The organism is Pantoea sp. JGM49, assembly GCF_018257655.1.
Taxonomy (GTDB): Bacteria; Pseudomonadota; Gammaproteobacteria; order Enterobacterales; family Enterobacteriaceae; genus Pantoea; species Pantoea communis.
The window spans coordinates 117,192-142,603 of sequence record NZ_JAERJM010000006.1; the positions used below are offsets into that span (position 1 = coordinate 117,192).

Consider the following 25,412-nt stretch of genomic DNA (forward strand, 5'->3'; position numbering starts at 1 on the left):
CGGATAGGTCGAGAGGCAAGTCAATAACGTTTATTTTTGTTGGATTGATGGCAGTTGAGTTTTCATCCATACTCATCGACATTGCTACACGTGTAGTCCACACGGGGGATTTATGCCTAATACCAGTGTAAACCAGAAGAAAACCGTCAGCGTCACCGTCGAACCCATGCTATTGCAACAAGCCAGAGAGGCCGGTTTAAACTTATCCGCGATTCTTGCTGAGGCTTTGCGACAAGAAATACGGGTAGCCGCTGCAGAAAAATGGAAACAAGAAAATAGTGCCGGTTTACAGGAACTGAACCGCATAACTGAAGAGCATGGTTTATTGTCGGATGAACACAGGACGTTCTAAATATGCAGTACATGATTTATAACAACACCAGTAAAAACAGTGCTTACCCTTATCTGGTCGATGTTCAAAGCGATATCATTGATCAGCTCACAACGCGTATTGTCATTCCTTTGTACCCTATGAATCGACTTAAGGCTGGTCAGGTAAAACGGCTTAACCCCGTCATCGAAATTGAGGGAGAAGGCTATCTCGTCATGACCCATGAAATGGCAAGTGTGCCCGCATCTCTGTTAGGAAAACAAGTGATGGATGCGCGCCCTTATCGCCAGCAAATCAAAGATTCTATTGATTTTATCTTTGATGGATTTTGAAACTTTACATGTCAAACGTCCCTCGTTAGTATTCCCCTCCTCAGCGGAAATGAACTGCTGCGTAAGCGTTAACGTCAATCAACGCACCATATGCAGAATCGTTCTGCCTCAACTCTATGGTGCGCAAATATGTCCCATACCACTATTGCCCAAAATCCAGCCCTGCGACGCGCGGGTTTTTTTTTGTTTCTGTTGCTGCTTACTGCTGCCAACCTGCGCACGCCGATCACCGCCACCGGCCCCATACTGGAGAATATCCGCGCCAGTTTTGGTCTGAGCGCCAGTGCCGCAGGCGTGATCAACTTTTTACCGCTGCTGATGTTTGCCACGCTGGCACCGCCTGCCGCCTGGTTTGGTAATCGCTTTGGCCTGGAACGCAGTTTGTGGGGCTCGCTGCTGCTGATCACGCTGGGGTCGTTGCTGCGCATTACCGGCAGTGAAAATGCCATGTGGGCGGGCACGCTAATTCTGAGCTCCGGTATTGCCGCCGCTAACGTGCTGTTGCCCCCGCTGATCAAGCGTGACTTTACTGAGCACACGGCACGCTACATCGGGTTGTATGCCATGGTGATGGGGATTTCAGCCAGTATTGCATCAGGGATTGCGGTGCCGCTGGCTGAAATCAGCTCCGCAGGTTGGCGTCTGTCGCTCGCGGTGTGGCTGGTGCCCGCGTTTATCGCACTGCTCGCCTGGCTACCTTATCTGAAAAAGTCGGGGCCGCAGGTGCACGCCGCAGCAACCCACAGCGTGACGCGATCGCCCTGGCGCTCAGCATTGGGCTGGCAAGTTTCGCTGTTTATGGCCAGTCAGTCACTGCTGTTCTATACCCTGATTGGCTGGTTCACCCCGTTTGCGCAAGACAACGGTATTAGCCAGATTGAGGCAGGCGGCATGCTGTTCGTCTATCAGATCGTCGCTATCGTCTCCAATCTCGCCTGCATGAGCGCCCTCAAACGCCTGAAAGATCAGCGCGCTATTGGCTTTATCGCTTCATTCCTGATCTTTGTTGCGGTGGTCGGCTTGCTGCTGCTGCCGTCATGGTCACTTTTGTGGCTGATTCTGGCAGGATTGGGCGCAGGCGCGTCACTGGTGATCAGTCTTTCACTGTTTAATCTGCGCACCCAGGATCATCGCCAGGCATCAAAACTCTCCGGCATGGCGCAGTGCGTCGGTTACGGGCTGGCGGCACTTGGCCCGCTGTGTTTCGGTATGCTACATGATGCCAGCGGTAACTGGCTGGTGCCGCTGATCATGTTACTGGCGGTTACCGTGGTTCAGATGATGATGGCGCTACTGGCGGGCCGCGCCCGCCATATTTGATATCAGGCGGAGACCCGGCTTTCCTGACGTTCCAGTTCACGCACTCGCGGAATCACCTCGCGGCCAAAGAACTCAACGTCCTCATGGAAGTGCAAAAAGGCCAGCAGCAATAAATCGACGCCTGCCTGCTTCAACGCCATGATGCGCTCAGCGATCTGTTGTGGGGTGCCAATTAAATTGGTCTTAAAGCCGTCGTTATACTGCACCAGATCTTCAAACGACGATTTTGCCCAGTTGCCCTCACCTTCCGGTGACGCACTTCCCGCGTTTTTTACTTCATGCTGGAAACCTTTAACGGCATCCGGATTGGCTTTGGCGATGATTTCCTGCAGGACGGACTGTGCTTCCTGCTCTGTATCGCGGGCGATGACAAAACCGTTTAAACCAATTTTAACCTGATGTCCTTGCGTGATGGCTTTCACCTGAATGTCTTCAATTTGCTGCTGAACGCCCTCCGGCGTATTGCCGTTGGTGAAGTACCAATCCGACACGCGTGCCGCCATATCACGCGCTGCACGGGAACTGCCGCCCTGGAAGATTTCAGGTAAAGGTAAAAGAGGTTTGGGTTTTAATGCGTAATCGCGGAAGCGATAGAAGTCTCCGGCAAAGGTGAAGCTGTCTTCACGCCAGATACCTTTAAGGCAGTGGATAAATTCTTCAGACCGTAGGTAACGCTCTTCATGATCGAGCCAGGGTTCGCCAATCGCTTTGAATTCGCCCCGGAACCAGCCGCTGACAATGTTAACGGCAATGCGTGGACCGTAAAGATGGCTGATGGTAGCGATCTGCTTGGCGGCCAGCACGGGATTCCATGGGCCGGGCAGCAGCGCGGCAATCACTTTGAGCGTTGAGGTATGGCTCAGCAAGTCCTGTGAGAAGGTCACCGATTCATGCTGGTTATCTGCACCGTATCCGGCAGTAAATCGGATCTGCGTCAGGGCATAGTCGAATCCTGCCTTTTCAGCGATTTTTGCCAGTTCGCGATTATACTCCGCGTCCCAACGGGTGCGCTGTTCAATCTGACTGATCACCAATCCACCGGACACATTGGGCACCCAGTACGCAAATTGCAGGGGTTTCTTATCTGACATCGGCTTCTCCTGTCGATATATAGCTTAAAAATATGAATTTCAATCAAGTTCTATCTTTTCGATATATAAAGGGTAATGCAGCAGCTGTGCCAGATTTTCATGAATTTAAGCAGTTGATTTTATTGAGATGGGAGCGTTACTTAACGGGTGAGAAGTTGCAAATACAACAGCCGTTGTAAAACGCCCGTCGCCATTGCAACAGTGAGAGGAGAAGAAATTGAATCTGCGCGTTGAAACCATCACCCCGTATGTCCCCGGATTTTCGTCACTCAAAGCGGAGAGCATCGACCTGGGTTTCAATATGCTTCGCAGGCTCGATGATAATTGGCGCAACGGCACCAATTGTTTCGATCTCCCTGGCGAAAAACTATTGGGGCTGTTTTCATGCCATCAACTGATTGGTGTTGGCGGGCTGAATCAGGACCCATTCATGACAAATTGTCGGGCTGGCAGGGTTCGTCATCTCTATTTAGGTCAATGTTATCGCGGCATGGGGCTGGGAACGTTGTTACTGCAACAGATCATTCAGGATGCGGTCATCCATTTTGCTCTGATCAATACCCATGCACCGCACGCAGCGTATTCCTTCTATGAACGGTTGGGTTTTCATTGCTTAGCGGATCAGGATATCAGCACGCATCGGCTACAGCTCATTGCCGCGACTAAGTGAGCGCATCCCTCCTCGGTAGCGCGTCAATAAACTCCCGAATCTGCGGCCTGTTATCGTCCTTCCGCCACACAGCATATAAGGTTATCTCCAGCGGTAACCACGGCAGCATCACCAGTGAAACGGTATCTGCGACCCGACTCGCCAGGCTTTGTTGAATGAAGGTAAACCCCAGGCCCGCTTCCACGCAGGCCAGGGCAGCCAGCGGCCCGTTCACCTCAAAGGTAATATCCGGCTGGAAACCCGCTTGCTCACATGCAGCCAGTAAGCGGGCGCGCGCAGCTGGATTGAGGTGCGCATGATCGGCTATCCAGCGCTGTTTTTGTAAATCTGCCGGTGTGGGTGTAGCGATGGTTTGTGCTTTTGGCATGACTAACAGAATCGGTTCCGTCAGCACTTTTTTCTGCAAAAACCAGTCGCCCTTTTCGGGAGGGGTATGCAGTAGCGCTACATCCAGCGCCCTTTCCTCAAGTAATTCGCGTTGTTGCTGGGATCGCATCGCGTGCAGATGGATAGCGGTGCCGCTTTGCTGATCAATCCGGGCAATGGCATCTGGCAGTATGCGCGAATGTATCGCCGCCTCAACATAACCAATATCCAGACGCCCCCTGGCCGTCTGCGTCAGGCTGCGGCCATAATCGGTGAGACGCGCATGATGTTGCAGAAAAGGCGTGACCTCATCCAGAAATTTTCGCCCTGCTTCCGTCAATCGCAGACGCTTTTTCTCACGATGAAACAGCGTGACGTCGAGTTCACTCTCAAGTTGTTGAATTTGCCTGCTCAGCGGGGATGCCGAGATATGCAGCTTTTCCGCCGCCTGACCGACATGTTCCAGCAGCGCCACAGTAGCAAAAGATCGCAATAATTTAATGTCCACAGCTTTTTCGGTCTCAACTCAGTCGAAAAGGATGATAGTCACACCCGCCGGTTCCCTGCAATATTTCATTGCTGATGCAGCTTAATGATTAAACAGCGTTTTCTCTTTCGGTGAAGAACAAAGGCGGTAATGATGGTCAAACATTTCTCCTCACAACGCGTGGGTCACTATTTGGTCACGGCTATCAGTGATGGCACCATGAAAGCCAGCCTTACGCTGCTCTCCGGCATTGATATCCCCAGCGCAGAGTCAATTCAAGCGCAATCGGGTATCGATGTGCCGGGTGATATTCATATTTACTGTTATCTGATTCGCGGTGAAGGACGCACGATCTTGATTGATAGCGGCATGGGCGCCGTCAATCATATTGGCGGGGAATTGCAGCCTAATCTGTTAGCGCTGGGTGTTAACCCCGACGCCATTGATACTCTGTTGCTCACGCATTGCCATCCCGATCATATTGGCGGCTTACTAACAGCCAACGGTCAACCTGCCTTTGTTAATGCGCAACATTATCTCTCTACGGCTGAAGCGGCATTTTGGCGGGATGATGAAAAGCTTGAAACAGCCAACGAACGCACTCAGAGAAATGCCTTGCTGGTGCGTCGTACGCTCGAGGCCTATCGGCCCAGCCTGCACCTGATTGAGCAGGATAATATCACTGCGGATATCCAGGCTATCAGTCTGCCAGGCCATACGCCGGGGCATACCGGATATCTGATTGATTCCGACAATGAACGTCTACTGATCTGGGGCGATATTGTGCATTACCCGCATATCCAGTTAGCCCGACCAGACGTTTCCATTTCCTTTGATAACGATCCGGCACTGGCTGAAACCACGCGCAAAGCGATTATCGAACAGGTTTCAAGGGACAAAACGCGGGTAGCAGGCATGCACTTTGGCGCATCCGCATTTGGCTATATTGAGGGTGATGTGCGCTCCGGCTATCTGTTGCGGCCAAAAACGGATTAAGACGCTGAGCTGTGAAAGTCGTTGACGGTGCCACGCGTCAGACCATCCTGCGTGGTCGCCGTAAGAAATGCGTCCAGCAGCCCGGGGAAGCGTGCGTCCAGGTCGTCACGACGCAGTGACAAGAGGTTTTCACGGCCTGAAGGTTTCTGCCAGATGACGCCACTGTCGCGCAGTACGCGCCAGTGATGCGTTAGAGTGGATTTGGACACGCTCTTCAGCAGCGATCCGCACGTGTGCTCACCCCCCTCAGCCAGGATAGCGACCACACTCATGCGCAGGGGATTGCCGAGCGCGGCCAATACATTTTCCAGACGGATTTCATCGCGCTGCGGGTGATTTTCCAGCATAGGCTGCCTCATGATAGTTCGTATAAACACGAAGTATCGGGCAGCGGATGCGGGATGTACAGCGCGGCAGCACACCGCGCTCAACGCCTACTGACTGATGGTCTGTTTCAACGCGGCAATCGATGAGGTGATGCCCGCTTCCACCGACATGGTGAGATCTTCCATTTCCAGTGAGACCCAGTCGTTGTAGCCCATCATACGGACCACCGAGAAGAACTCCTTCCACCACTGCAAATCCTGGCCGCAGCCCACAGCAACGTAGTTCCAGGCGCGGTTTGCCACATCCTCCACCGGTTTGGTTTCCAGCAGACCGTTGATATTGACCAGACCCCGTTCCATCCGCACATCTTTACCATGGCAGTGATGAATCGCCGGCCCCAGCGCCCGAGCTGCGGCAATCGGATCGGCGCCCATCCACAGTAAATGGCTGGGATCAAGGTTCAGCCCTACCATGTCGCCCACCGCATTGCGCAGCCGGAACAGGGTCTCTGGATTCCACACCAGCATGGAGCTGAAGTTCTCCAGCGCAAATTTCTCGACCCCACTTTGCTTCGCACGCGCCACCAGCCCTTGCCAGTAAGGGATCGCCACTTAATTCCATTGATAGTCGAGGCAGTTTTTCAGTGTCGGCGGCCAGCTCACGGTATAGGTGATCCAGTTGGGAATGGTGTCATGCGGGCTGGCAGGCGGTAACCCACTCATCATGACGATTTTCTTCACCCCTAACTCACCCGCCAACGCCAGGGCATTCTCGGTATCGCGTTTATGTTTCTGCCCCAGTTCACCAGGATCCAGCGGATTGCCCGATACATTCAGGGCGGCAATCGACATCCCACGCGTTTCCAGTGCTTTCAGCAGGTTTTGACGCTGCGTGGCACTACCCAGTAACGCTTCTGTCGGCAAATGCGGTGCAGAAGACCAGCCACCCGTCGTCATTTCAACGCCGTAAACGCCCAGTTCCAGCAGTTTGTCCAGCATTTGCTCAAACGGCAAATGCCCCAGGCTGTCGGTACAAAAAGAGAGTTTCATGGCAGTCCTTATTGGTAGTTGACCCAGGTCGCGCCGTTGTCGGCGGAACGAACACAGTTTTCAATCCAGCGCACGCCTTCCAGCCCGGCATTGATGTCGGGATAGATCAGGTTATCAAGCGTGTGCTGATCGCCACGCTGGGTGGCACTGATAGCGATGGCAAATTTGAGGTAGATGTTGGCCCAGGACTCGGCCAGGCCTTCAGTATGCAATGCACCCAGACGCTCATCCGCCAGTGCACTTTCATGCAAATACGGCATACCGTGATGCATCAGTTGATTTGGCTGGCCCTGGACTTCGTATTTCAATTCGCCCGGGTTGTAATCACTCCACTCCAGACTGGCGCGTGAACCGATAATGCGGATGCTTTGGCTGTCCATTGAACCGGCGTTGATCGATGACGCCCACATGCGCCCTACCGCCCCGTTGTCGTAATGCATTAGCACCATCGCGTTGTCTTCCAGCGGTGCGCGTGAGGGAATAAAGCTTTGGCGATCGCACAGCAGCGATTTGACTTTCAGCTGCGGCAGCACCAGCTGCGAGATGTAGAAGGTGTGAGTGGAGATATCGCCCAGTACAAACGAGGGACCGGCGATTTTTGGATCGACACGCCATTTCTGTGCTTCGCTAAATTTATCGGCACTGTCATTGGCGCTGAAGCCGTGGGTATATTGCAGCTCAACCATACGCACTTCGCCGATCTCGCCGTTGGCGATCATGGCTCGCATCTGCATCAACAATGGATGGCCGGAGAAGCCGTATGTCACGCCGACGATGAGCTTTTTTGCCTCTGCCAGCGCTTTAATCTCCTGCGCTTCCGCGCTGGTGAAGAACAGCGGTTTTTCACAAATCACATGAATACCGGCATTCAGCGCCGCTTTCGTGATCTCATAATGGGTGCCATTGGGGGTGGCGATTGATACCACTTCCACCCCATCGTCACGCTTTGCCTCTTCCTCAAGCAATTGCTGGTAGTTGTCATAACAACGTTCCGGCGCAAGTCCAAGATTGACGCCAAATTCGCGCCCACGTGTAGCATCAATATCAAAGGCGCTGGCTACCATCTGGTAGGCGGTATTGTCACGCAAGGCACCGGACCGATGTTTATAACCCACCTGACTCAGGCGGCCGCCACCGATCATTGCCCAGCGGAGCGGGCGTGGAATGTGTTTTTCACCATTTAACATAGTCACTCCTGTTTTTGCACCCGGGTGCAAATTAGGTTGAGGGTAAATGTTCTTATCTGTTATTGCCGATTCTTGTTATTTATTCACGCACTGGAATCCATTGCACTGCACGTACTGCCGTACTTCAAGAGATGCTACCGAGTGCAAATCGCATCAGAATCGGGCATAAAAAGGATGATTCTTGTGCTTACAAGCGCTGAATGTCAGCGATGCCGACTTTTTAGTCAATCTGGCAACATGCAATTCAGCGAAGAAGATCACAAAAACCGTTAAATTTGCACCCGAATGCAAAACTCATTGCAATCGGGTGCAAATATCAAACATAATCGTAACATCATAAAAACAGGGTTATTCAATGTCATTTGCCTCATTTGCCTGCGCTTAGGTGTTTATTTTCAGTTGGCTTTCACGTTCAATGCAGGGGACTCCGCCTTTTATCCCTACGCAGGTGCTATGAATAAACCAACAAAGAAGTCCCACAAAGCCACAGCAAGTGATGTCGCACGACTTGCCGGCGTCTCAAAATGGACCGTATCCCGCGCTTTCACGCCGGGTGCATCCATCTCTGACAAGGCGCGTGAACAGATATTGAAAATCGCCGCAGAATTGGGCTATCGCCCTAACCTGCTGGCGCGCAGCCTGTCGCAGAAGAAAACGCACATTATCGGCGTGGTGATCGATGAGATGAAGAATCCTCACTCGATGCTGATGCTCGACATGGTTACGCGTCAGTTGCAACAGCGCGGCTATATGGCGTTGTTGCTGAATATTGGTAGCGGAAAAAATTACAGCGCCGTGCTGACGCTCGCCGATCAGTTGCAAGTGGATGGCCTGCTATTTCTCGGCACCGTGTTAACCGACGAACTGATTAGCGTGGCACGCGAGATGCATCAGATTCCGCTGGTGCAGGTGTGCCGAAACAATGACGAGCCCGATATCGATGTGGTGAACGTAGACGGTTTACGCGCGGGTAAACAGCTGGGCGAACTGTTGCTGGCACAGGGCTACACCCGTATCGGCTATATGATGGGACCGGAAACCAGCAGCCATCATACCCAGCGCCTGGATGGCCTAAAGATGGCACTCCAGGTGGCTGGATTGACGCTGGAGTTACTGCTCACTGCAGGCGAGTACTCTCGTGAGCGGAGTTATGAAGTGCTGAGTGATTATCTCAACGCGCACGCCCCTCAGCAGCGGGTTGACGCCCTGTTTTGCGAGAATGACATTTTGGCACTCGGCGCATTGACGGCGCTTAAAGAGCATGCAGGCAACCGTTTTATGGCGGTGGTGGGTTTTGATGATATCGATGAAGCCAGTTTGTCCAGCTGGCAACTGACCACGTTTAGCCAGCGATTGGATTTAATTGTCAATGAAGCCCTCAACCGCTTGATTGACGGAAAGGCCACTCCAGGTGGTGTTTGGTCTCAGGGAGAATTGCGCTTACGACGCTCTCACCTGAAACCCTGAGGTAACAAGGAGGAGAGATGAAGTTGTCACTGCATGGTGTTTCTGTCTGGTACAGCAATGCCGTCACTCAGTTACGCATCGCCCACGAAACAGGCTACAGCGGACTGGAGATTCTGCCTGAACATCTGTATCGCTATCTGGATAACGGCGGCAGTTACGCAAAATATCGTGATGTGCTGGCGAAGTATCAGATTGAGATCACCTGCATTAATGCTTTGAAGCGGATGGGTCGTTTCCAGCCAGAAGAACGTGCCGCCCTGCTGCGTGAAGCGGAGAAAGTGGTGCAGGCGGCCGTGGAACTGCGCTGCCCGGTGGTACAAATTATGGCGCTGACCGAATTAGATCATCTGCCAGACGCCGCACGTGACGCCATCTTGCTGGAAAACCTCTGCGCCATCGCCGATATCGGCAAGCCACATGGCATTAAATTCCAGATAGAGGTGGTGGCCTTCACTGCCTTCAATTCACTGCGACACGCGCTGGATCTGATTAAACAGAGTGGCAAAGATAACCTTGGCGTGGTGGTCGATTTCTGGCACCTGCACGCCGGCGGTGGCACCACACCGGATGAAGTGGCGCGCATGGACAAGGATTTGATCTACGGTGTGCATTTCTGTGATGGTCGCGCCGCCTATCCGGGCGAAGACTGGGATGAATGGGTCCAGCGCAATTACGCGCCCGGTGAGGGAGATGTTGATATTCCAGCCTGGGTGGCGGCAGTGAAAGCCACGGGATACAACGGCGTATGGTCACCGGAATTATTGAGCCCGCGCAACTGGGAAGATGATCTCTGGGATATTGCCCGTCACAGCATCGACGACATGAAAAAATATATTTATTAAAAATAAAGGAGACCCGAATAACGGGTTTTCCGTGAAGACATTTGGCAATGGCGGGAAAAATCCAGCCTACGGAATCGCGTGTTGATTAACAACACGCGCATAACGTCTTTCAATACTTTCTGAGAAATCATAATAACGAACATGGATTCGTCGTGGACGGCTGCGCGCTAATTAACGTGTGGCCGGTCTATGTCTGAATGTCCGGAACGTCGTGCTCTGTCAATATTAATCTGCCGTGTCCATCAGACGATGGAATGATCAAGGGAGAGAAGTATGAACCGAAGAGAAGCGCTCTTTTCGCTGAGCGGTATTGTCGCCTCACTTGCCGTGGCACCGCAACTGCGCGCCAAAGAGCTGCACAATGTGCCGCTGGAAACCCAGCTCAGTGCCGACCATTTGCCACAGCCAGCGTGGCAAGACGGTTACCAGGTGCTCACCAACCCACTGGATCGCCAGAATCTACAAGCCATTTTTGATCGTTTAATCCCGGCCGATAAGCTAGGGCCTTCAGCTACTGAAGCGGGCTGTATTGAGTTCCTCGATAATCAGTTAGCGGGGGATTACGGTTCAGGAGCCGCGCTTTATTTGCAAGCTCCACTGCATCCTGAAAACGAAGAAAAAATTATGGGCAGCCCTCAATTTCTCTCCGCACCAAAGGAACGTTATTTAACGGGTTTAAAAGCGCTGGAAAACTGGGCACAAAAAAAATATCAATCCTCCTTCCATGCGCTGAATACCGAACAGGTTGATGACTTCCTGACAAAAATGGAAGACGGAAAAATTGATTTAGGCGCAGACGTAAACAGCCAGGCCTTCTTTGGATTCATAGCACATTGTGGTCGATAACCAAGCCGAGAAAAGCTGGAACCCTTACATGCAGCACAGCTCGCACACCATTGGCGGCGCAGTCATGGGTGCCGATCCAAGTACTTCCGCGCTCAACCCATACTTGCAAAGTTGGGATGCGCATAATTTGTTTGTGGTCGGTGCCTCGGCCTTCCCCAACAATGGCGGCCACAACCCAACAGTCACCGTGGGGGCGTTGGCGGTGCGTGCGGCGCAAGCTATCCACCAGAAGTACATTAATAATCCGGCACCGCTGGTGGGGGCATAATCATGGCGAAGGCAAAGAAAATTACCTATACCCTCGCGGCGTTGGCCGTGGTCGCCGCCATTGGCGTGACCGGCAGAATGTGGGTTGTGATGGACAGCTCACGTTCAAATGTGGCTGATGATAAGGTCAGGTTAGCCGATTTCCACAGCAGTGACGCAGATGCCATTAAACGTGGCGAATATGTGATGCGCCTGGCGGATTGCGCGGCGTGTCACAACGCGGACTTTTCCGGCGGCTACAAGATCGACACCCCCTTTGGTGCACTGCAAACCTCCAACATTTCACCCGATCGTGAAACCGGCATCGGCAACATGACGGAACACGATTTCTTTAATGCGGTCCGTCAGGGACGCGGCGAACACGGCTTCCTTTATCCTGCGATGCCTTACACCGCTTATACGCAGATGAGCGATGCCGACATGCACGATCTCTGGGCCTATTTTTCCGCGCAGAAGCCGGTGAAAAATGCCATCAATGAAAATGCTGGCATGAACTTCCCGTATAACATTCGCCTGGCAATGGCAGGGTGAAACCTGTTGTTCTTTGATAACAGAGCGTTCAAGCCTCAGAGTGCGCAGAATGATGCCTGGAACCGCGGTAAGTACATCGTTGATGGCCCCGCGCACTGTAGTGTGTGTCACACCGCACGTAATGCGTTAGGAGGAGAGATCAGCAGCCAGTTTCTGCAAGGTGGCAACTTAGGGACATGGTATGCACCTGATATCTCGCCGAATCCTCATGCTGGCATCGGAAAATGGAGCGATGAGCAGATCGCGGATTACCTGAAAACCGGCTCCAACGGGGAGAGTGTTGCGGCCGGTCCGATGGCAGAAGCGGTTGAGCACTCAACACAATATTTCAATGACCAGGACCTGAAAGCCATTGCCACCTATTTGCGCAGCCTGCCCGCTTCTGCAACGGCTAAGCCAACTGCATTTGTGATGGATAAGACGAAACACGATCAGGCGGCACTGCGCTATGAGGTGGACTGTTCAGCCTGCCATGGCTTGTCGGGAGAAGGTATCACCGGCATGGTGCCGGCTTTTGCGGGTAACACCGCGATGCAGAATGATCCCACCAACATGATCCATGCGCTGTTAGATGGCGCGCGCGCACCGCACACCGAAGGACGCCCAACGTCTGCCGGCATGCCTGCCTTCTCATGGAAATTGAACGATCAAGAGATGGCAGATGTGCTCAACTACGTGCGCAATTCATGGGGCAACGAGGCTGCCGAGGTGAAAGCCAGCGATGTTGCCACGCTGCGCAAAGCCACGGATGCGGGAGATAAGCTGAAAGTACCGGCAGCGAAATAACGGCTTCTCGTTTTTCATCAACGCGCCGCTATTCCTTTCTGTGCAAAGAATAGCGGCGCAAGCTCTGAAGTGAATTCCGAAAATTGGACACCATGCCAACGAGTAGGGGGTTCAACAATGAGCTGCCGTAAGCATTCACCGGAATTTAAAAAACAGGCCGCTCTGTATCACTCCCCTCATCCAACAATCATTAACATTTTCGCTAAACCGGCTTTCCAGTTTTGTGCTCGATGACGTCTCATTGCGTCGGAATTAGCGCAGCAGTTGGTTGATTCCCCACAGCGCTAAAGCATGATCGTCTTCAGAAGGTAAGCCACTGATGCTAACTGCACCAATGATCGCGCCCTGCGGGCTGAGCAGCGGGAAGGAGCCACCGTGATCGGTGTAATCTTCCTGGCGAATGTTACGCTGCTGCGCCATACGTTCGCCCTTCTGCTCATTAGCGAACCCTACATACATCGAAGAGTGGCCGGTCAACAGCACCGTGTTGCGTTTACGACGCATCCACTCCAGATTTTCGGGCGCGGAACCGGGTAACGCCGCCAGAAACAGCACCTGCCCAAAAGCATAAACTTCGATAGCAATTGGCGCATTCATTTCGCGGCCACGCTGTTGAATGCCCTGACCAATTTGCCAGGCCAAATCGAAATCAAACTGCGGTAAACGGTGCTCAGCTTCCTGCTGTAGCAGGGTTTCTAATGAAGGCAGTGCTGACATTGATAGGATCCTCTCAAAATGAAATTTATTTTCCACTTTTTAAAACATGGAAGATATTTTTCGCATGTGATGAAGATCGCAGTTCAGTTTGGGTCAACCTGAATCACGCGACACCATGGTAAATCCCATATCAATTATCGGATTATCCACCGTCTGATGTTGCAGGCGCTTTAACAATTGCTCTGCAGCAAGCTCGCCCATGCGGTGTCGGTCAATGCGGACCGTCGAAATCGCCGGATAATTTGCCGCTGCGAAATCCAGGTCGCCAAAACCAATCACCGCCAGCTGCTGCGGAATGTTTAAACCACGCGCCTGCGCCGCCATCAATGCGCCCTGCGCCAGCGTGTCTGAACTGCACACCAGCACATCGACATCTGGATGTTGCTCCAGCAGTTGTGCACAGGCTTCGCGACCGCGTGCCATTAGCGCCGGGAGTTGTACTGGAGTGTCGACCAGCGGATTAATGCCCAATGCCGTTAACGCATCCAGCAAACCCTGTTTACGCTGCAATGCGCGGCGATCATCCGTCCATATCAGACCCGGCTTTTGATAACCGCGCTCGGCAAGGTAGGTCGCAACGCGCGCGCCGATTTTTTCATGGGAAAAACCTACCAGCATATCGATGGGGGTGGGCGTCATATCCCAGATTTCGACCACCGGAACATTGGCTTGTAACAACACTTTTTTCAGCTGCGCGCTGTGATGAATACCGGTGAGCACGATGCCATCAGGTCGGCGAGACAACAGCGTGGCTACGGTTTCCGCTTCGGTTTCCGCTTCATAACCGGTGACGCACAGCAACATGTGATAGCCCTGCGCACTCAGGCTGTCATTCAGGCTCTGAATGGTGTCCACGAACATGTTGTTATTGATTTGCGGCACCACAACGGCAATCAGGCGACTACGATTGCTCGCCAGACTGCCCGCTTGCGCGTTGGGAATGTAGCCGGTGGCGCTGATTGCCGCTTTGACTTTGGCGACAGTCGCCGGTCGAACCAGATGCGGGGAATTGAGCGCACGACTCACCGTCATCGGCGATATTCCCGCGACGCGGGCGACATCTTCCAGCGTAGGGGCAGCATTGCGCTCGGGGTTGCGTAGTTTCATGGCGGCTCAGGGTAGAAGCAGATAGCGCTAGCATAGCAGGCCGCCCTATCAAAGCCAGCGCAAAACGCTGAGAATGTTAGGGCTATCATTTAAATCCCCGAATTGTCCGTTCTGTGATCGGCTCTGCATTAAAGCTCAACGTTATTGGCGCATAGTCTGCTCCTAGCCAAAAAATGTTAGCGCAATCATTTACAGGAGAACATCATGTCGAGTGTGAATTCCAGTGCCGTAAGCTATGCCAAAACAGCTGGAGCCGGGAACGCTGCTGAGAGCGGTGACCGCATCGTTTGGGTGAATTTATCGTTGGCGTTTTTGCCGTTGGCGACACCGGTGAGCGATGCCAAAGTGCTGACCGGACGCCAAAAGCCGCTGACAGAAGTGGCGATCATCGTGGCTGAGATTGAAACGCGTGACGGCTTTCAGGGCATCGGCTTCAGCTATTCCAAACGCGCGGGCGGCCAGGGCATTTACGCCCATGCTTGTGAAATTGCTGATGCGCTGATTGGTGAAGATCCCAACGACATCGACAAGATTTACACCAAACTGCTGTGGGCAGGCGCGTCCGTGGGCCGCAGCGGCATGGCGGTGCAGGCGATTTCACCGTTTGATATTGCACTTTGGGATATGAAAGCACGGCGTGCCCAATTACCCCTGGCAAAGCTGCTCGGCGCGCATCGTGATTCCGTGCAGTGCTACAACACTTCGGGCGGTTTCCTGCATACGCCGCTTGATCAGGTGATCAAAAATGTGGCTATCTCGCGTGAAAATGGCATTGGCGGCATCAAACTCAAAGTCGGCCAACCCAACACCGCTGAAGACTTGCGGCGCCTCACTGCGGTGCGTCAGACACTGGGCGATGATTTCCCGTTAATGGTGGACGCGAACCAGCAGTGGGATCGTGAAACAGCGATTCGCATGGGACGTAAGATGGAGCAATTCAATCTGGTGTGGATCGAAGAACCGCTCGATGCCTATGACGTGGAAGGCCACGCAGCAGTGACTGCCGCGTTAGATACGCCGATTGCCACCGGTGAGATGCTCACCAGCTTCCGTGAACATGAGCAACTCATCCTTGGCAACGCCAGCGACTTTGTGCAGCCGGATGCGCCGCGCGTGGGCGGTATTACGCCATTCCTGCAGATAATGGATTTAGCGGCGCGCCACGGACGTAAACTGGCACCACACTTCGCGATGGAGATTCACATTCATCTCGCCGCCGCCTATCCCATCGAACCCTGGCTGGAGCATTTTGAATGGCTCAACCCGCTGTTCAATGAGCAGTTAGAACTGCGTGACGGCCGTATGTTGATCTCCGATCGTCACGGCCTCGGCTTCAGTCTTAGCGAACAGACGCGCCGCTGGACCACGCTGACACACAGCGTGGGTAAACGTCCTTAGTGGATCTTTGCGCTGGCGTGACCGCTGAGCTGAGCCTTAGCCAGCGTGCGTGCCAGAATCGAAGAGTACAGCGGTTTGCCGCCAAAGAACTGTGCAGCAAGGGTTGCGCCCAGGCACGTGATGATCATCGGCAGAATCAGCTGATAGTTGTTGGTCATTTCCAGCACCAACACAATGCCGGTTAAGGGCGCGCGAACCGAAGCGGCAAACAGTGCGCCCATGCCGGCCACGGCAAAGGTCGCGGCCTCCAGTTGATAACCGGGGAACCAGTGAATGCACAGTTGACCAAAACAGGTACCCAGCAAGGTGCCCAACGTCAGCATCGGCGCAAAGATCCCGCCCGGCGCGCCTGAAGAGAAGCAGCAAATTGTCACCAATGTCCGCAGGGCGAACAGACCGAACAAGGCCAGCGCGCTGTAACTTCCCGCTGAGAAATCGGGAATCAGCGTGATCCCCCCACTCACGGCAGCAGGCAGAAACAGGCCAAGCACACCACACAATCCCGCCAGCAGGCTGCCCCACATTACCCAGGCGGCAATGCGGCCTTGATGTAATCGTTGAAACTGATCCTGCGCGAGAAATATCAGGCGGTTAAACGCCACACCGCAGCCGCCAAACAGGATGCCAAGCAACAAATAGAGCCAAAGCGTGTTGGTAGGCGCATCGCGCAACTGGCCGATGTTGATAATGGCTTCATTACCATTGCATAAACGAAATACGATGCTGGAAACGATCACGCCGACAAACACCGCTTTGATTGAAATCAGGCTGTAGCGAAACTGCGGACGCATCTCTTCGATAATAAACAGGATGCCTGCCAGCGGCGCATTGAAAGCCGCCGATAACCCCGCCGCTGCCCCGGTGGCGATCAAGGTATGCCGGGATTCAGACGACTTAACGCGGAACAGATCCAGACACATACCGCCAATATTGCCGCCGATCTGCACGGTTGGGCCTTCGCGCCCCAACACCATGCCTGAGCCCAGCGCTCCCATACCGCCAAGAAACTTCACAGGCAGCACGCGCCACCAGCGCACCGGACGCAGCTCTTCCAGCGCCCCTTCGATTTCGGGAATGCCTGAACCACCCGCTTCCGGCGCGAATCGCCGCACCAGATAATAACCAATGGCCCCCAATACAGCGGAAACCAGAAAAGCACACAGGACCTTAAAAAGGGGATGAGTGGCAGCGTTTTCCAGCCAGTTCAGGCGCGAATGCAGGATGAAATTCACCGCGCGGTCAAAGGCCACACCGACCAAACCGGTAAGCACACCGACCAGTGCGGCGAGTAGCAATAAAGCCACGGGTGTTTTATCGCGGCGCAGCAGCTTTTGCAGCAGCATAAAGCGCCCGGCGCGCATCGTATTCTCAGGCTGAGTGGCATTTTGCGAAACAGACATGCAGATCCTCAATTACATCAGCGCCGCATCTCCCGCGACGAAAAACCGTCAGCATAGCTAACTCAGGCGATCGCGTAACGCAATCATTGGCAACAGAATTTTACGGTTGGCTGGGCAGCTCTCCGTAATGCACCGCCAGCCATACCGTAGGGCCCTGGCTATCCGTCCAGCAAACGCGATGGCGGCAGCCTGCAGGAATATCGATGAAATCGCCGGGTAACAGTGTGCGCGCTTCGCTTTCGCCTTCCAACTGCAATCCAGCCGAACCCTGTAAAATCATCACCCATTCACCTTGCGTCTGGCTGTACCAAAAATCGGGCGGACTGGCTTGCCCGGTTGAAACGATACGTTCAATCAGGAGATTGGGTTGTGACAACAGCGCTTCGAAGGTTTCAGCGCTGCCGCTTTGCACCGCTGACGGAAAATCACGCAACAGATTGGTCAACATAATGTGAGCCCGATGTTTTTGCTGGATTTATGCACTGTAACGCAGGCTTCACCCGGAAGGCTCACAGAATTTTACGTCGCCCGTTGACGAGTTAGGGGCAAATCACCATGATCCTGGCCTTAAAGATCATGCTGTCTCTACTACCGCACTTCGATTGCCATTCTCTTGATTGCGCAGCTGATAGCGGCTTCATGACTGCAGATACGCGCTATGAAACAAGCCGCAAACGTATTTGAAACGGAAAAACAAGAAAATTGGAGCCATCTGGTGTCAGAACTCACGAATGGATTGCTGGAAGAAATTGTCGCTGAAGTCCGTCCTTTAACGCGACAGGGCAAGGTGGCGGACTACATTCCCGCATTGGCCGGTGTCGATGCCGATCAGCTCGGCATCGCCATTGTCACACCCGATGGCCAGCGCTTTCAGGCTGGCGATGCTTCCACGCGTTTTTCTATTCAGTCGATCTCCAAAGTGCTGTCACTCACGGTCGCGTTGACGCTGTATGACGATGCCGAGATCTGGCAGCGTGTGGGTAAGGAACCCTCCGGTCAGGCGTTTAACTCGCTGGTGCAGTTGGAGCTGGAACAGGGCAAACCCCGCAATCCCTTCATTAACGCCGGTGCGCTGGTGATGTGTGACTTGCTGGAGAGTCGTTTAACTGCCCCGCGCCAGCGTATGCTGGAGATTGTGCGCCGTCTGGCCCAGCAAAGCGACATCAATTATGACCGTGTGGTTGCGCGCTCTGAATACGAGCATTCGGCTCGCAATGCCGCCATTGCCTGGCTGATGAAGTCGTTTGGCAATTTCCACAATGATGTCAGCAAAGTGATGGAAATCTATTTCCACTACTGCTCACTCTCCATGAGCTGTGAAGAGCTGGCGCGCACCTTTCTCTATCTCGCTAACCTGGGACGCAGTCAGCATGATGAGTGGGCCGTGATCTCACCGCGTCAGGCACGCCAGGTCAATGCGCTGATGATGACCAGCGGCATGTATGACGGTGCTGGCGAGTTCGCCTGGCGTGTGGGAATGCCCGCGAAGTCGGGCGTAGGTGGCGGCATTGTCGCGGTCATCCCCGGTGAGATGTGTATCGCGGTCTGGTCGCCGGCGCTGGATCACTCCGGTAACTCTCTGGCGGGCACCGCGCTGCTGGAGAAACTCACCGAGCGACTGGGCCGCTCGATTTTTTAAGCGCTTAGCTCACCACATGCGTTGGATTGCCCTGAGCAAATCCCTCGAGATTAGCTTCAATACCGCGCAACAGATTGTTCACTCCCTGCTGGCTGGCCCAGGCGATGTGTGGTGTCAGCAGCAGGTTAGGAATTTCCGATTGCAACAGCGGATGATCGGCTGCTGGTGGTTCACTGCTGAGCACATCCAGCGCTGCACCGGCAATCGCCCCCTGACGCAGCGCGTGGGCCAGTTCCGTTTCATTGATCAGTCCACCGCGTGCAGTGTTGATTAGCCAGGCTGACGGCTTCATCTGCGCCAGCGCCTGCAAATCGATTAACTGCTGAGTTTGCGGCGTCAGCGGGCAATGCAAGCTCAACACATCACTACGCGCCAGCACCTCTTCAAACGGAACATAACCAGCGCGCGGCGCTGAACTGCCTTTGCGGTCCGCGTAGAGTACCGTCATGCCGAGCGCTTCTGCCATCGCACCCACCGCGCTGCCGATGTCGCCTTTGCCGACAATCCCTAAGGTCGCACCGAAAATGTCCTGAATCGGCTGGCGATGCACACAAAAATGCGACGATGCAGGCCAGGCCGCGCGCGTGCTGTTGGCGTAATCCACCAGATGGCGACGCAGGGCAAATAAGGCGGCAATCACGCCTTCGGAGACGCTTCGCGTGGAGTAGCCGGGCACATTACTGACCACAATGCCGCGTTCACGACATGCATCCAAATCGATGCAGTCGTAACCCGTTGCCGCGACACAGATGTAGCGCAGATCCGGCAACTGTTTCAGTGTTTCCGCGCGCAGCGGCACTTTGTTGGTGATGGCAATCTGCGCGCCCTTTAAGGCAGAAATAATGTCGTGCTGTGCCGTTGTTCCACGAAAATCCCATTCCGTACACCACTCCGGGCGTGTCGGCGGTGTAGGCAGCGTATCACCATCCAGCATCACTATTTTCATCGCTTCTCCGTTTACATGTTTCCGCACTGTTCTCATCAGGTTGCATTTAGGTTAACAAATACAGCGCGTAAAGTGACTTTTTTCAAAAGGTGCGAATTTTTTCTAAATTAGCCTGAGTTTCTGTAACCCTTCTGCGGCAATGGGGTTACACTTCGGCCTCATTTGTTGAATCATTTCGTCGCCGCCATGACCTTTTCACATCAACTTCGCCAGCGCCTGACTGCCTGTATCGCCATCCTGGCGGTGCTGCTGCTGTTTGTCGCGCCGATCGTATCGAAGTCGTTGATGGAACGGCAAAGCCGCATGATGGATATGCCATCCCACGGCATGACGTCTGAAATGTCGATGCATCATCACGAAATGATGATGGATATGGCGATGCCGGGCATGGACCATCACATGATGGAAGACGGTGAATTCGCCTGCGGCTACTGTGACTTGCTGGTGCATGTGCCGTTGATGATGTGGGTGTTCATCCCGTTCATTTGGCTGATGATGGTGATTTCTCGCGCCCCACCGCTGCCGCCTCTGCAGGCTCCGGTGATCCGACGCTTTAGCCCAACACACCGTCCGCGTGCGCCGCCTGCTGTTCTCTCCTGCTGATAACATCATTAACGACGCACCTTTTTGCGTCACGGCATTCTCTAACCGGAAGGAAGACGGCTTTGTCTGCTGCTTACTCTGCAGCACCGCGTGGTGCGGTGCTTAATCTACTTCGTCGCTTACATTTTTATATTGGCCTGTTTGTCGCGCCCTTTATTTTTGTCGCGGCACTCAGCGGCACGCTCTATGTGCTGACGCCACAACTGGAAAACGTCATCTACTCCGACGCGTTAACGGCACAACCCAATGGCCCTGCCCAGCCACTGTCTGCGCAAATCAGCGCGGCACGCGCCTACGCAGGTGAGAAACAGCACATTTACGCTGTGCGGCCTGCGCCAGGCGCAACGGATACCACTCGCGTACAGTTCAGCGATGCCTCACTGGGTGCTTCGCAGTCTCGCGCGGTGTTTATCGATCCTTATAGCCTGAAAGTGAAAGGCGATATGACGGTGTACGGCACCAGCGGTGTACTGCCGTTGCGTACCACGCTTGATCTGCTGCACAGCAGTCTGCTGTTGGGTGATTTTGGCCGCAACTACAGCGAGCTCGCGGCGTCCTGGTTGTGGGTTGCTGCACTGGGCGGCGTGGTGCTGTGGCTGGGCACGCGCCCGAAACGTAAGCTGAAAGCCGCGCGCAAGGGATTCGCCTTTAGCCGCCACTGGCATATCACGCTGGGTCTGACGCTGGTGCTGGGATTGGTATTCTTCTCCGCCACCGGTTTAACCTGGTCGCAGTGGGCGGGTAATAATATTGACCGCTGGCGTACGGAGTTGAACTGGCTGACACCACAGGTCAACACTTCACTTAGTAGCGATACGGCACCCGCCGATCCTCATGCTGACCATCACAGCATGCCAGGGATGCCTGATATGGATATGTCGGATATGGACATGTCCAAAATGTCGATGTCATCAATGACAAAACCGGTTGCACAGCCCGCGAAGCCAATGCCTGACAATCTGCCGGACAGTGACTGGGATCGCGTACTCAACGCCGCCCGCCAGGATGGATTGAGCGCCAGTAAGCTAGAGTTACGTCAGCCGAAAAGCGCGGACAAAGCATGGGCAGTGACCGAAATCGATCGAAGCTGGCCGACACGGGTTGATGCGGTTTCCGTGAATCCGCAGGACTTCACGATTGTTGATCACGTCTATTTCGCCCAGTTCCCACTGGTGGCAAAACTGACGCGCTGGGGCGTGGATGCGCATATGGGCGTGCTGTTTGGCTTGCCTAACCAACTGCTGTTGGCGTTCTTTGGACTTGGTTTATGCACGATGATCGTGCTGGGTTATCGCATGTGGTGGGCTCGCCGTCCGCAGCAAGCGGAAGCCAGCCCGGCGAAAACATTAACCGAAACCTGGCTCGCCATACCGCACTACAGTAAAGGCACCTGCTTGATAGTGGCGTTGGCGCTGGGTTATGCGCTGCCGGTGATGGGCGTAAGCCTGCTGGCGTTTTTACTGATCGATATTCTGCGCTGGCGTAAACAGCAACGTGTTCCGATGACCGAAGCAGAGATTCTGGCGTCGCAGCAGTCACCGCTTGGCATTATTCGCGCTCGCTTTACGGTGAAGCGCAAGGAGATGCGTAACTTCCTGCGCGGCGTGTGCATTCTGGCGGTGATTGTCGTTTCGGTGATGAGCAATGCGATTATTGGCGGAGTGATCGATCAATACGGTATCCCGTTTAGCCACTGGTCATTGACGATGTACATCACGCAGGGGTTGATGATTGCCTTATACAGCGCAGTGTTCACCGCACTGATGTCGATTCCGTTGTGGTATTTCTTCCTGGGCGAAAGCGATCCACAAGGTAAATAAGGGTTGGTGCGCAAGGATGCGCACCTCATCTCATCAACGAGACTTAAAAATCCGCTTTGAGTACCACGCGATAATGGGCTTTTCCCGCTCTCACATGTTCTAACGCGGCATTGACCTGCGACATCGGAAATTCCTCCACCTGTGGAGCGATATCCACGCGGGCGGCTAACTTGAGCAAGGTACGTAACTGAGCGGGAGAACCGGTTGAAGATCCGGTTAGCGCACGATCGCCGACAATCAAACTGAACGCCGGAACCTCAAACGGCTTCATCACCGCGCCCACCGTGTGGAACTTGCCTTGTCGCGCCAGTGCCTGGTAGTAGGGCTTCCAGTCTAAATCCACGGCAACGGTGCTGATGATCAGATCAAACTGACCAGTTAATGCATTCAGGGCTTCCGCATCGCGGCTGTTTACCACCCGATTGGCGCCCATCGCCAGAATGGAGTCGGTTTTACTGGCATTGGAGCTGAAGGCGGTGACTTCCGCGCCCATCGCACGCAGCAGCTTAATCGCCATGTGTCCTAACCCACCGATACCAATCACCCCTACGCGGCTGGTGGCGTTGATGTTATGCATGAGTAACGGCTTAAATACCGTGATACCACCGCACAGCAGTGGACCCGCAGAAGCCAAATCCAACGACTCGGGCAACGGGATCACCCATTGCCAATTGGCACGAAGATGGCTGGCGAAACCACCACGGTTATTAATGGTCGAGACTTTGCCATTTTCGCAATTGACCTGATCGCCTGCGATGCAGGCATCACAGTGATGGCAGCTTTTTGCCGTCCAGCCGATACCGACGCGTTGCCCGATGCTGAGCCCTTTGTTTTGCGCCGCCTCTCCCAGCGCCGCCACGCGACCAATCACTTCATGTCCGGCAATCAACGGATAACGTGAACCGCCCCACTCATTATCGATCATCGACAAGTCGGAATGGCACACGCCGCAGTAATCGACTTCAACCTGTACGTCTTCCGCTGCCAGCGGGCCGGCATCATATTCATAAGGCACTAACGCCTCACCCGCTTGCAGAGCGGCATAGCTGGAAATCTTCATCGCTGTCCTCGGAGTTTTGCTCGATAGAGCATCAGAGTAGCAAAGTGATGAGCAATATAATGCTGAATAATCAGGTTATTAGTAAGGGGAATGCTGTTTGGAAGGACGATGCAGCTTAAGAATGGAGGGGCGAAGAATCGGTGCGCACGCTGCGCACCGTAAGACTTCAGGTCGGCATGGCTGCACTGCAACGCAATAGTCGGACCCTCATCTGACATTGAAGTTGCAAGGGCATGGCTGCCGACTTTATCACCATGTTAGAAATCCGCTTTCAGCACTACGCGGTAATTCGCTTTACCGGCGCGGACATGATCCAGCGCGTCGTTGATTTTCGACATCGGGAACGCTTCTACCGTTGGCGCAACGTCAGCACGCGATGCCAGTTTCATTAACGAACGCAACTGGCCCGGAGAACCGGTGGATGATCCTGTCACGGCACGGTCACCCATGATCAGGCTGAAAGCCGGAACTTCAAAGGGCTTCATCACGGCACCCACGGTGTGGAATTTACCGTGCGGTGCCAGCGCCTGGAAGTACGGTTGCCAGTCCAAATCAACCGCAACGGTGCTGATGATCAGATCAAACTGGCCTGCCAGCGCGTTCAATGCTTGTGGATCACGGCTGTTCACCACGCGATCCGCACCCATCGCCAGGATAGATTCCGTTTTACTGGCGTTGGAGCTGAACGCAGTCACTTCCGCACCCATAGCACGCAACAGTTTGATCGCCATGTGGCCAAGGCCACCGATGCCGATCACGCCCACACGACTGGTGGCATTGATGTTGTGCATCAGCAGCGGTTTGAACACGGTGATACCGCCGCACAGCAGTGGGCCGGCAGTGGTGATATCCATTGACTCTGGCAGCGGGATCACCCATTGCCAGTCAGCACGCAGATGGCTGGCGAAACCACCTTTGTTCATGATGGTTGGCACTGAACCGTTTTCGCAGTTGACCTGCTCGCCGTTGATACAGGCATTACAGTGCTGGCAGCTTTTCGCTGTCCAGCCAATGCCCACACGCTGACCGACTTTCAGTCCTTTGTTTTGCGCGGCATCACCCAACGCGCTGATGCGACCAATCACTTCATGGCCCGCGATCACTGGAAACGAGGAGATGCCCCACTCGTTATCAATCATCGACAGGTCAGAGTGGCAAACGCCACAGTAATCGACCTCAACCTGTACCTCTTCAGCTGCCAGCGGACCGGCCTCATACTCAAAAGGCACCAGCGCTTCGCCTGCGTTCATCGCGGCATAACTTTTGATTTTCATTACTGTCCTCTGTTTCAGCGTTTTCGACTCACTAGTCTAGCAGAGCGTACGCCAGGATTATGACGATAAATCAAACGATTATCCGCGATTCGTCAGAAAAGCATTTAGGGTTAAAGCGGATCGTGATTCAGTGGGCTGCGAAACGCATGCCTCGCTGCTTCAATCAGTTGGCTGGCGGTGATTGTCGGCGGTAAGCGCATCAGCACTTTGCTGGCTTGCCAGTAACACAGCACCATCTCTTCATCTGTCTCGTTTTCGGCCATTTCACGCAACCGTCTACGCAGGGTTATCACATCCAACGTTTGCTGCTCATCCACCATCTCCGCGATGGTCTGGTTAATGACCTGATGGATGATTTTCCAGGATATTTCGGCAAACACATTGAACCTCGTTGCTTATCTATTGGCTCCAGGCAAATGAATAAACCGTGCGGCGCTGACCGCACAAAAAGAGAACAAAGCTGGCATAACTATAGCCGCTTATTTTCTGAGCAAATGCCGGAACAGCGGACATTCTTGTAGTTAACGGATCTATAAAATGATTTTTATTTTGC

General features: G+C 53.9%; 26 protein-coding genes and 2 pseudogenes. 15 read left to right on the top strand and 13 right to left on the bottom strand.

What is annotated here, in order from left to right:
* The first annotated feature begins 112 nt into the window (after positions 1–112).
* The 3 genes from JK231_RS12430 (at position 113) to JK231_RS12440 (ending at position 1,983) form a co-directional block, all read left to right on the top strand.
* Entirely contained in the window at positions 113–352 is a 240-nt protein-coding gene (locus tag JK231_RS12430) for a type II toxin-antitoxin system CcdA family antitoxin (protein ID WP_058962011.1), read from the top strand.
* Positions 353–354: 2 nt separating this feature from the next.
* Positions 355–663, top strand: coding sequence for a CcdB family protein (locus tag JK231_RS12435; protein WP_058962010.1), 309 nt, complete (start codon positions 355–357; stop codon positions 661–663).
* Between the two features lie 129 nt (positions 664–792).
* Positions 793–1,983, top strand: a complete 1,191-nt coding sequence (locus tag JK231_RS12440) for an MFS transporter (RefSeq protein ID WP_211728692.1) — start codon at positions 793–795, stop codon at positions 1,981–1,983.
* 2 nt (positions 1,984–1,985) lie between these two features.
* On the opposite strand, the gene sfnG is transcribed toward JK231_RS12440, so the two are convergent.
* Positions 1,986–3,074 carry a dimethylsulfone monooxygenase SfnG gene (gene sfnG / locus JK231_RS12445; RefSeq protein ID WP_058962009.1) on the bottom strand — a complete coding sequence of 363 codons (1,089 nt, stop codon included), beginning with the start codon at positions 3,072–3,074 and terminating at the stop codon, positions 1,986–1,988.
* 217 nt (positions 3,075–3,291) lie between these two features.
* Between sfnG and JK231_RS12450 the strand changes: the two genes are divergently transcribed.
* Positions 3,292–3,744, top strand: a complete 453-nt coding sequence (locus JK231_RS12450) for a GNAT family N-acetyltransferase (protein WP_058962008.1) — start codon at positions 3,292–3,294, stop codon at positions 3,742–3,744.
* On the opposite strand, the gene JK231_RS12455 is transcribed toward JK231_RS12450, so the two are convergent.
* A complete protein-coding gene (locus JK231_RS12455) occupies positions 3,737–4,618 on the bottom strand; it encodes a LysR family transcriptional regulator (protein ID WP_211728693.1) in 882 nt (293 codons plus the stop codon). The two genes, JK231_RS12450 and JK231_RS12455, sit on opposite strands and share 8 nt — an antisense overlap.
* A 129-nt stretch (positions 4,619–4,747) precedes the next feature.
* On the opposite strand from JK231_RS12455, the gene JK231_RS12460 reads away from it, so the two are divergent.
* Positions 4,748–5,593, top strand: a complete 846-nt coding sequence (locus tag JK231_RS12460; protein WP_249221696.1) for an MBL fold metallo-hydrolase — start codon at positions 4,748–4,750, stop codon at positions 5,591–5,593.
* On the opposite strand, the gene JK231_RS12465 is transcribed toward JK231_RS12460, so the two are convergent.
* From JK231_RS12465 to JK231_RS12475, 3 genes and pseudogenes are all read right to left on the bottom strand, one after another.
* On the bottom strand, positions 5,590–5,940 hold the full coding sequence (locus JK231_RS12465) for a helix-turn-helix transcriptional regulator (RefSeq protein ID WP_211728694.1): 351 nt from the start codon (positions 5,938–5,940) through the stop codon (positions 5,590–5,592). The two genes, JK231_RS12460 and JK231_RS12465, sit on opposite strands and share 4 nt — an antisense overlap.
* Positions 5,941–6,027: 87 nt before the next feature.
* Positions 6,028–6,969, bottom strand: a pseudogene (locus JK231_RS12470) (sugar phosphate isomerase/epimerase).
* A gap of 8 nt (positions 6,970–6,977) precedes the next feature.
* Positions 6,978–8,156, bottom strand: a complete 1,179-nt coding sequence (locus tag JK231_RS12475) for a Gfo/Idh/MocA family oxidoreductase (RefSeq protein WP_160834147.1) — start codon at positions 8,154–8,156, stop codon at positions 6,978–6,980.
* Between the two features lie 453 nt (positions 8,157–8,609).
* On the opposite strand from JK231_RS12475, the gene JK231_RS12480 reads away from it, so the two are divergent.
* From JK231_RS12480 to JK231_RS25525, 6 genes and pseudogenes are all read left to right on the top strand, one after another.
* Complete coding sequence (locus JK231_RS12480; protein WP_211728695.1) at positions 8,610–9,623, top strand: LacI family DNA-binding transcriptional regulator; 1,014 nt, start codon at positions 8,610–8,612, stop codon at positions 9,621–9,623.
* 17 nt (positions 9,624–9,640) lie between these two features.
* Positions 9,641–10,465, top strand: a complete 825-nt coding sequence (locus JK231_RS12485) for a sugar phosphate isomerase/epimerase family protein (protein WP_160834149.1) — start codon at positions 9,641–9,643, stop codon at positions 10,463–10,465.
* Between the two features lie 273 nt (positions 10,466–10,738).
* A complete protein-coding gene (locus JK231_RS12490; RefSeq protein WP_211728696.1) occupies positions 10,739–11,311 on the top strand; it encodes a gluconate 2-dehydrogenase subunit 3 family protein in 573 nt (190 codons plus the stop codon).
* Positions 11,295–11,579: pseudogene (locus tag JK231_RS12495) on the top strand (GMC oxidoreductase); the annotation flags it as partial. The gene JK231_RS12490 and the pseudogene JK231_RS12495, both read left to right, overlap by 17 nt.
* Positions 11,580–11,581: 2 nt before the next feature.
* Positions 11,582–12,109, top strand: coding sequence for a c-type cytochrome (locus JK231_RS25520; protein ID WP_249221697.1), 528 nt, complete (start codon positions 11,582–11,584; stop codon positions 12,107–12,109).
* A gap of 6 nt (positions 12,110–12,115) precedes the next feature.
* Positions 12,116–12,895 (top strand): cytochrome c, encoded by a 780-nt coding sequence (locus tag JK231_RS25525; RefSeq protein WP_249221698.1) that lies wholly within the window; start codon positions 12,116–12,118, stop codon positions 12,893–12,895.
* A 252-nt stretch (positions 12,896–13,147) separates the two neighbouring features.
* Here the strand turns inward: JK231_RS25525 and JK231_RS12505 are convergent, their stop codons facing one another.
* Together JK231_RS12505 and JK231_RS12510 are read right to left on the bottom strand one after the other, a co-directional pair.
* Positions 13,148–13,612 (bottom strand): heme-degrading domain-containing protein, encoded by a 465-nt coding sequence (locus JK231_RS12505; protein ID WP_034830236.1) that lies wholly within the window; start codon positions 13,610–13,612, stop codon positions 13,148–13,150.
* A 93-nt stretch (positions 13,613–13,705) separates the two neighbouring features.
* The gene (locus JK231_RS12510; protein WP_211728697.1) at positions 13,706–14,719 is read right to left on the bottom strand and encodes a LacI family DNA-binding transcriptional regulator; all 1,014 of its coding nucleotides are present in this window, start codon (positions 14,717–14,719) and stop codon (positions 13,706–13,708) included.
* A gap of 201 nt (positions 14,720–14,920) precedes the next feature.
* Here JK231_RS12510 and JK231_RS12515 point away from each other — a divergent pair, with 201 nt between their 5' ends.
* The gene (locus JK231_RS12515) at positions 14,921–16,117 is read left to right on the top strand and encodes an L-talarate/galactarate dehydratase (RefSeq protein ID WP_211728822.1); all 1,197 of its coding nucleotides are present in this window, start codon (positions 14,921–14,923) and stop codon (positions 16,115–16,117) included.
* Here JK231_RS12515 and clcA read toward each other — a convergent pair.
* A complete protein-coding gene (gene clcA / locus JK231_RS12520; protein WP_160834153.1) occupies positions 16,114–17,517 on the bottom strand; it encodes a H(+)/Cl(-) exchange transporter ClcA in 1,404 nt (467 codons plus the stop codon). The genes JK231_RS12515 and clcA overlap by 4 nt on opposite strands.
* A gap of 100 nt (positions 17,518–17,617) precedes the next feature.
* Positions 17,618–17,965: a cupin domain-containing protein gene (locus JK231_RS12525; protein WP_160834154.1), complete on the bottom strand. Its 348-nt coding sequence runs from the start codon at positions 17,963–17,965 to the stop codon at positions 17,618–17,620.
* A gap of 267 nt (positions 17,966–18,232) precedes the next feature.
* Between JK231_RS12525 and glsB the strand changes: the two genes are divergently transcribed.
* Complete coding sequence (gene glsB / locus JK231_RS12530; protein ID WP_211728698.1) at positions 18,233–19,156, top strand: glutaminase B; 924 nt, start codon at positions 18,233–18,235, stop codon at positions 19,154–19,156.
* Between the two features lie 4 nt (positions 19,157–19,160).
* Here the strand turns inward: glsB and JK231_RS12535 are convergent, their stop codons facing one another.
* The gene (locus JK231_RS12535) at positions 19,161–20,102 is read right to left on the bottom strand and encodes a D-2-hydroxyacid dehydrogenase (RefSeq protein ID WP_160834155.1); all 942 of its coding nucleotides are present in this window, start codon (positions 20,100–20,102) and stop codon (positions 19,161–19,163) included.
* A 186-nt stretch (positions 20,103–20,288) separates the two neighbouring features.
* Here JK231_RS12535 and JK231_RS12540 point away from each other — a divergent pair, with 186 nt between their 5' ends.
* Together JK231_RS12540 and JK231_RS12545 are read left to right on the top strand one after the other, a co-directional pair.
* Positions 20,289–20,705: a DUF2946 domain-containing protein gene (locus JK231_RS12540; protein WP_097118729.1), complete on the top strand. Its 417-nt coding sequence runs from the start codon at positions 20,289–20,291 to the stop codon at positions 20,703–20,705.
* A gap of 62 nt (positions 20,706–20,767) precedes the next feature.
* A complete protein-coding gene (locus tag JK231_RS12545; protein ID WP_211728699.1) occupies positions 20,768–22,525 on the top strand; it encodes a DUF2534 family protein in 1,758 nt (585 codons plus the stop codon).
* A gap of 43 nt (positions 22,526–22,568) precedes the next feature.
* Here JK231_RS12545 and JK231_RS12550 read toward each other — a convergent pair whose 3' ends face one another.
* From JK231_RS12550 to JK231_RS12560, 3 genes are all read right to left on the bottom strand, one after another.
* A complete protein-coding gene (locus JK231_RS12550) occupies positions 22,569–23,585 on the bottom strand; it encodes an NAD(P)-dependent alcohol dehydrogenase (RefSeq protein WP_097118727.1) in 1,017 nt (338 codons plus the stop codon).
* A gap of 257 nt (positions 23,586–23,842) precedes the next feature.
* Positions 23,843–24,859, bottom strand: a complete 1,017-nt coding sequence (locus JK231_RS12555; protein WP_211728700.1) for an NAD(P)-dependent alcohol dehydrogenase — start codon at positions 24,857–24,859, stop codon at positions 23,843–23,845.
* Positions 24,860–24,969: 110 nt separating this feature from the next.
* Positions 24,970–25,239, bottom strand: a complete 270-nt coding sequence (locus JK231_RS12560; RefSeq protein ID WP_160834159.1) for a hypothetical protein — start codon at positions 25,237–25,239, stop codon at positions 24,970–24,972.
* Positions 25,240–25,412: the final 173 nt, after the last annotated feature.

Coding starts and splice junctions, on each gene's coding strand:
- JK231_RS12430 (WP_058962011.1), top strand. CDS start 113: ATGCCTAATACCAGTGTAAACCAGAAGAAAACCGTCAGCGTCACCGTC.
- JK231_RS12435 (WP_058962010.1), top strand. CDS start 355: ATGCAGTACATGATTTATAACAACACCAGTAAAAACAGTGCTTACCCT.
- JK231_RS12440 (WP_211728692.1), top strand. CDS start 793: ATGTCCCATACCACTATTGCCCAAAATCCAGCCCTGCGACGCGCGGGT.
- sfnG (WP_058962009.1), bottom strand. CDS start 3,074: ATGTCAGATAAGAAACCCCTGCAATTTGCGTACTGGGTGCCCAATGTG.
- JK231_RS12460 (WP_249221696.1), top strand. CDS start 4,748: ATGATGGTCAAACATTTCTCCTCACAACGCGTGGGTCACTATTTGGTC.
- JK231_RS12465 (WP_211728694.1), bottom strand. CDS start 5,940: ATGCTGGAAAATCACCCGCAGCGCGATGAAATCCGTCTGGAAAATGTA.
- JK231_RS12475 (WP_160834147.1), bottom strand. CDS start 8,156: ATGTTAAATGGTGAAAAACACATTCCACGCCCGCTCCGCTGGGCAATG.
- JK231_RS12480 (WP_211728695.1), top strand. CDS start 8,610: ATGAATAAACCAACAAAGAAGTCCCACAAAGCCACAGCAAGTGATGTC.
- JK231_RS12485 (WP_160834149.1), top strand. CDS start 9,641: ATGAAGTTGTCACTGCATGGTGTTTCTGTCTGGTACAGCAATGCCGTC.
- JK231_RS12490 (WP_211728696.1), top strand. CDS start 10,739: ATGAACCGAAGAGAAGCGCTCTTTTCGCTGAGCGGTATTGTCGCCTCA.
- JK231_RS25520 (WP_249221697.1), top strand. CDS start 11,582: ATGGCGAAGGCAAAGAAAATTACCTATACCCTCGCGGCGTTGGCCGTG.
- JK231_RS12505 (WP_034830236.1), bottom strand. CDS start 13,612: ATGTCAGCACTGCCTTCATTAGAAACCCTGCTACAGCAGGAAGCTGAG.
- JK231_RS12510 (WP_211728697.1), bottom strand. CDS start 14,719: ATGAAACTACGCAACCCCGAGCGCAATGCTGCCCCTACGCTGGAAGAT.
- clcA (WP_160834153.1), bottom strand. CDS start 17,517: ATGTCTGTTTCGCAAAATGCCACTCAGCCTGAGAATACGATGCGCGCC.
- JK231_RS12525 (WP_160834154.1), bottom strand. CDS start 17,965: ATGTTGACCAATCTGTTGCGTGATTTTCCGTCAGCGGTGCAAAGCGGC.
- JK231_RS12535 (WP_160834155.1), bottom strand. CDS start 20,102: ATGAAAATAGTGATGCTGGATGGTGATACGCTGCCTACACCGCCGACA.
- JK231_RS12540 (WP_097118729.1), top strand. CDS start 20,289: ATGACCTTTTCACATCAACTTCGCCAGCGCCTGACTGCCTGTATCGCC.
- JK231_RS12550 (WP_097118727.1), bottom strand. CDS start 23,585: ATGAAGATTTCCAGCTATGCCGCTCTGCAAGCGGGTGAGGCGTTAGTG.
- JK231_RS12555 (WP_211728700.1), bottom strand. CDS start 24,859: ATGAAAATCAAAAGTTATGCCGCGATGAACGCAGGCGAAGCGCTGGTG.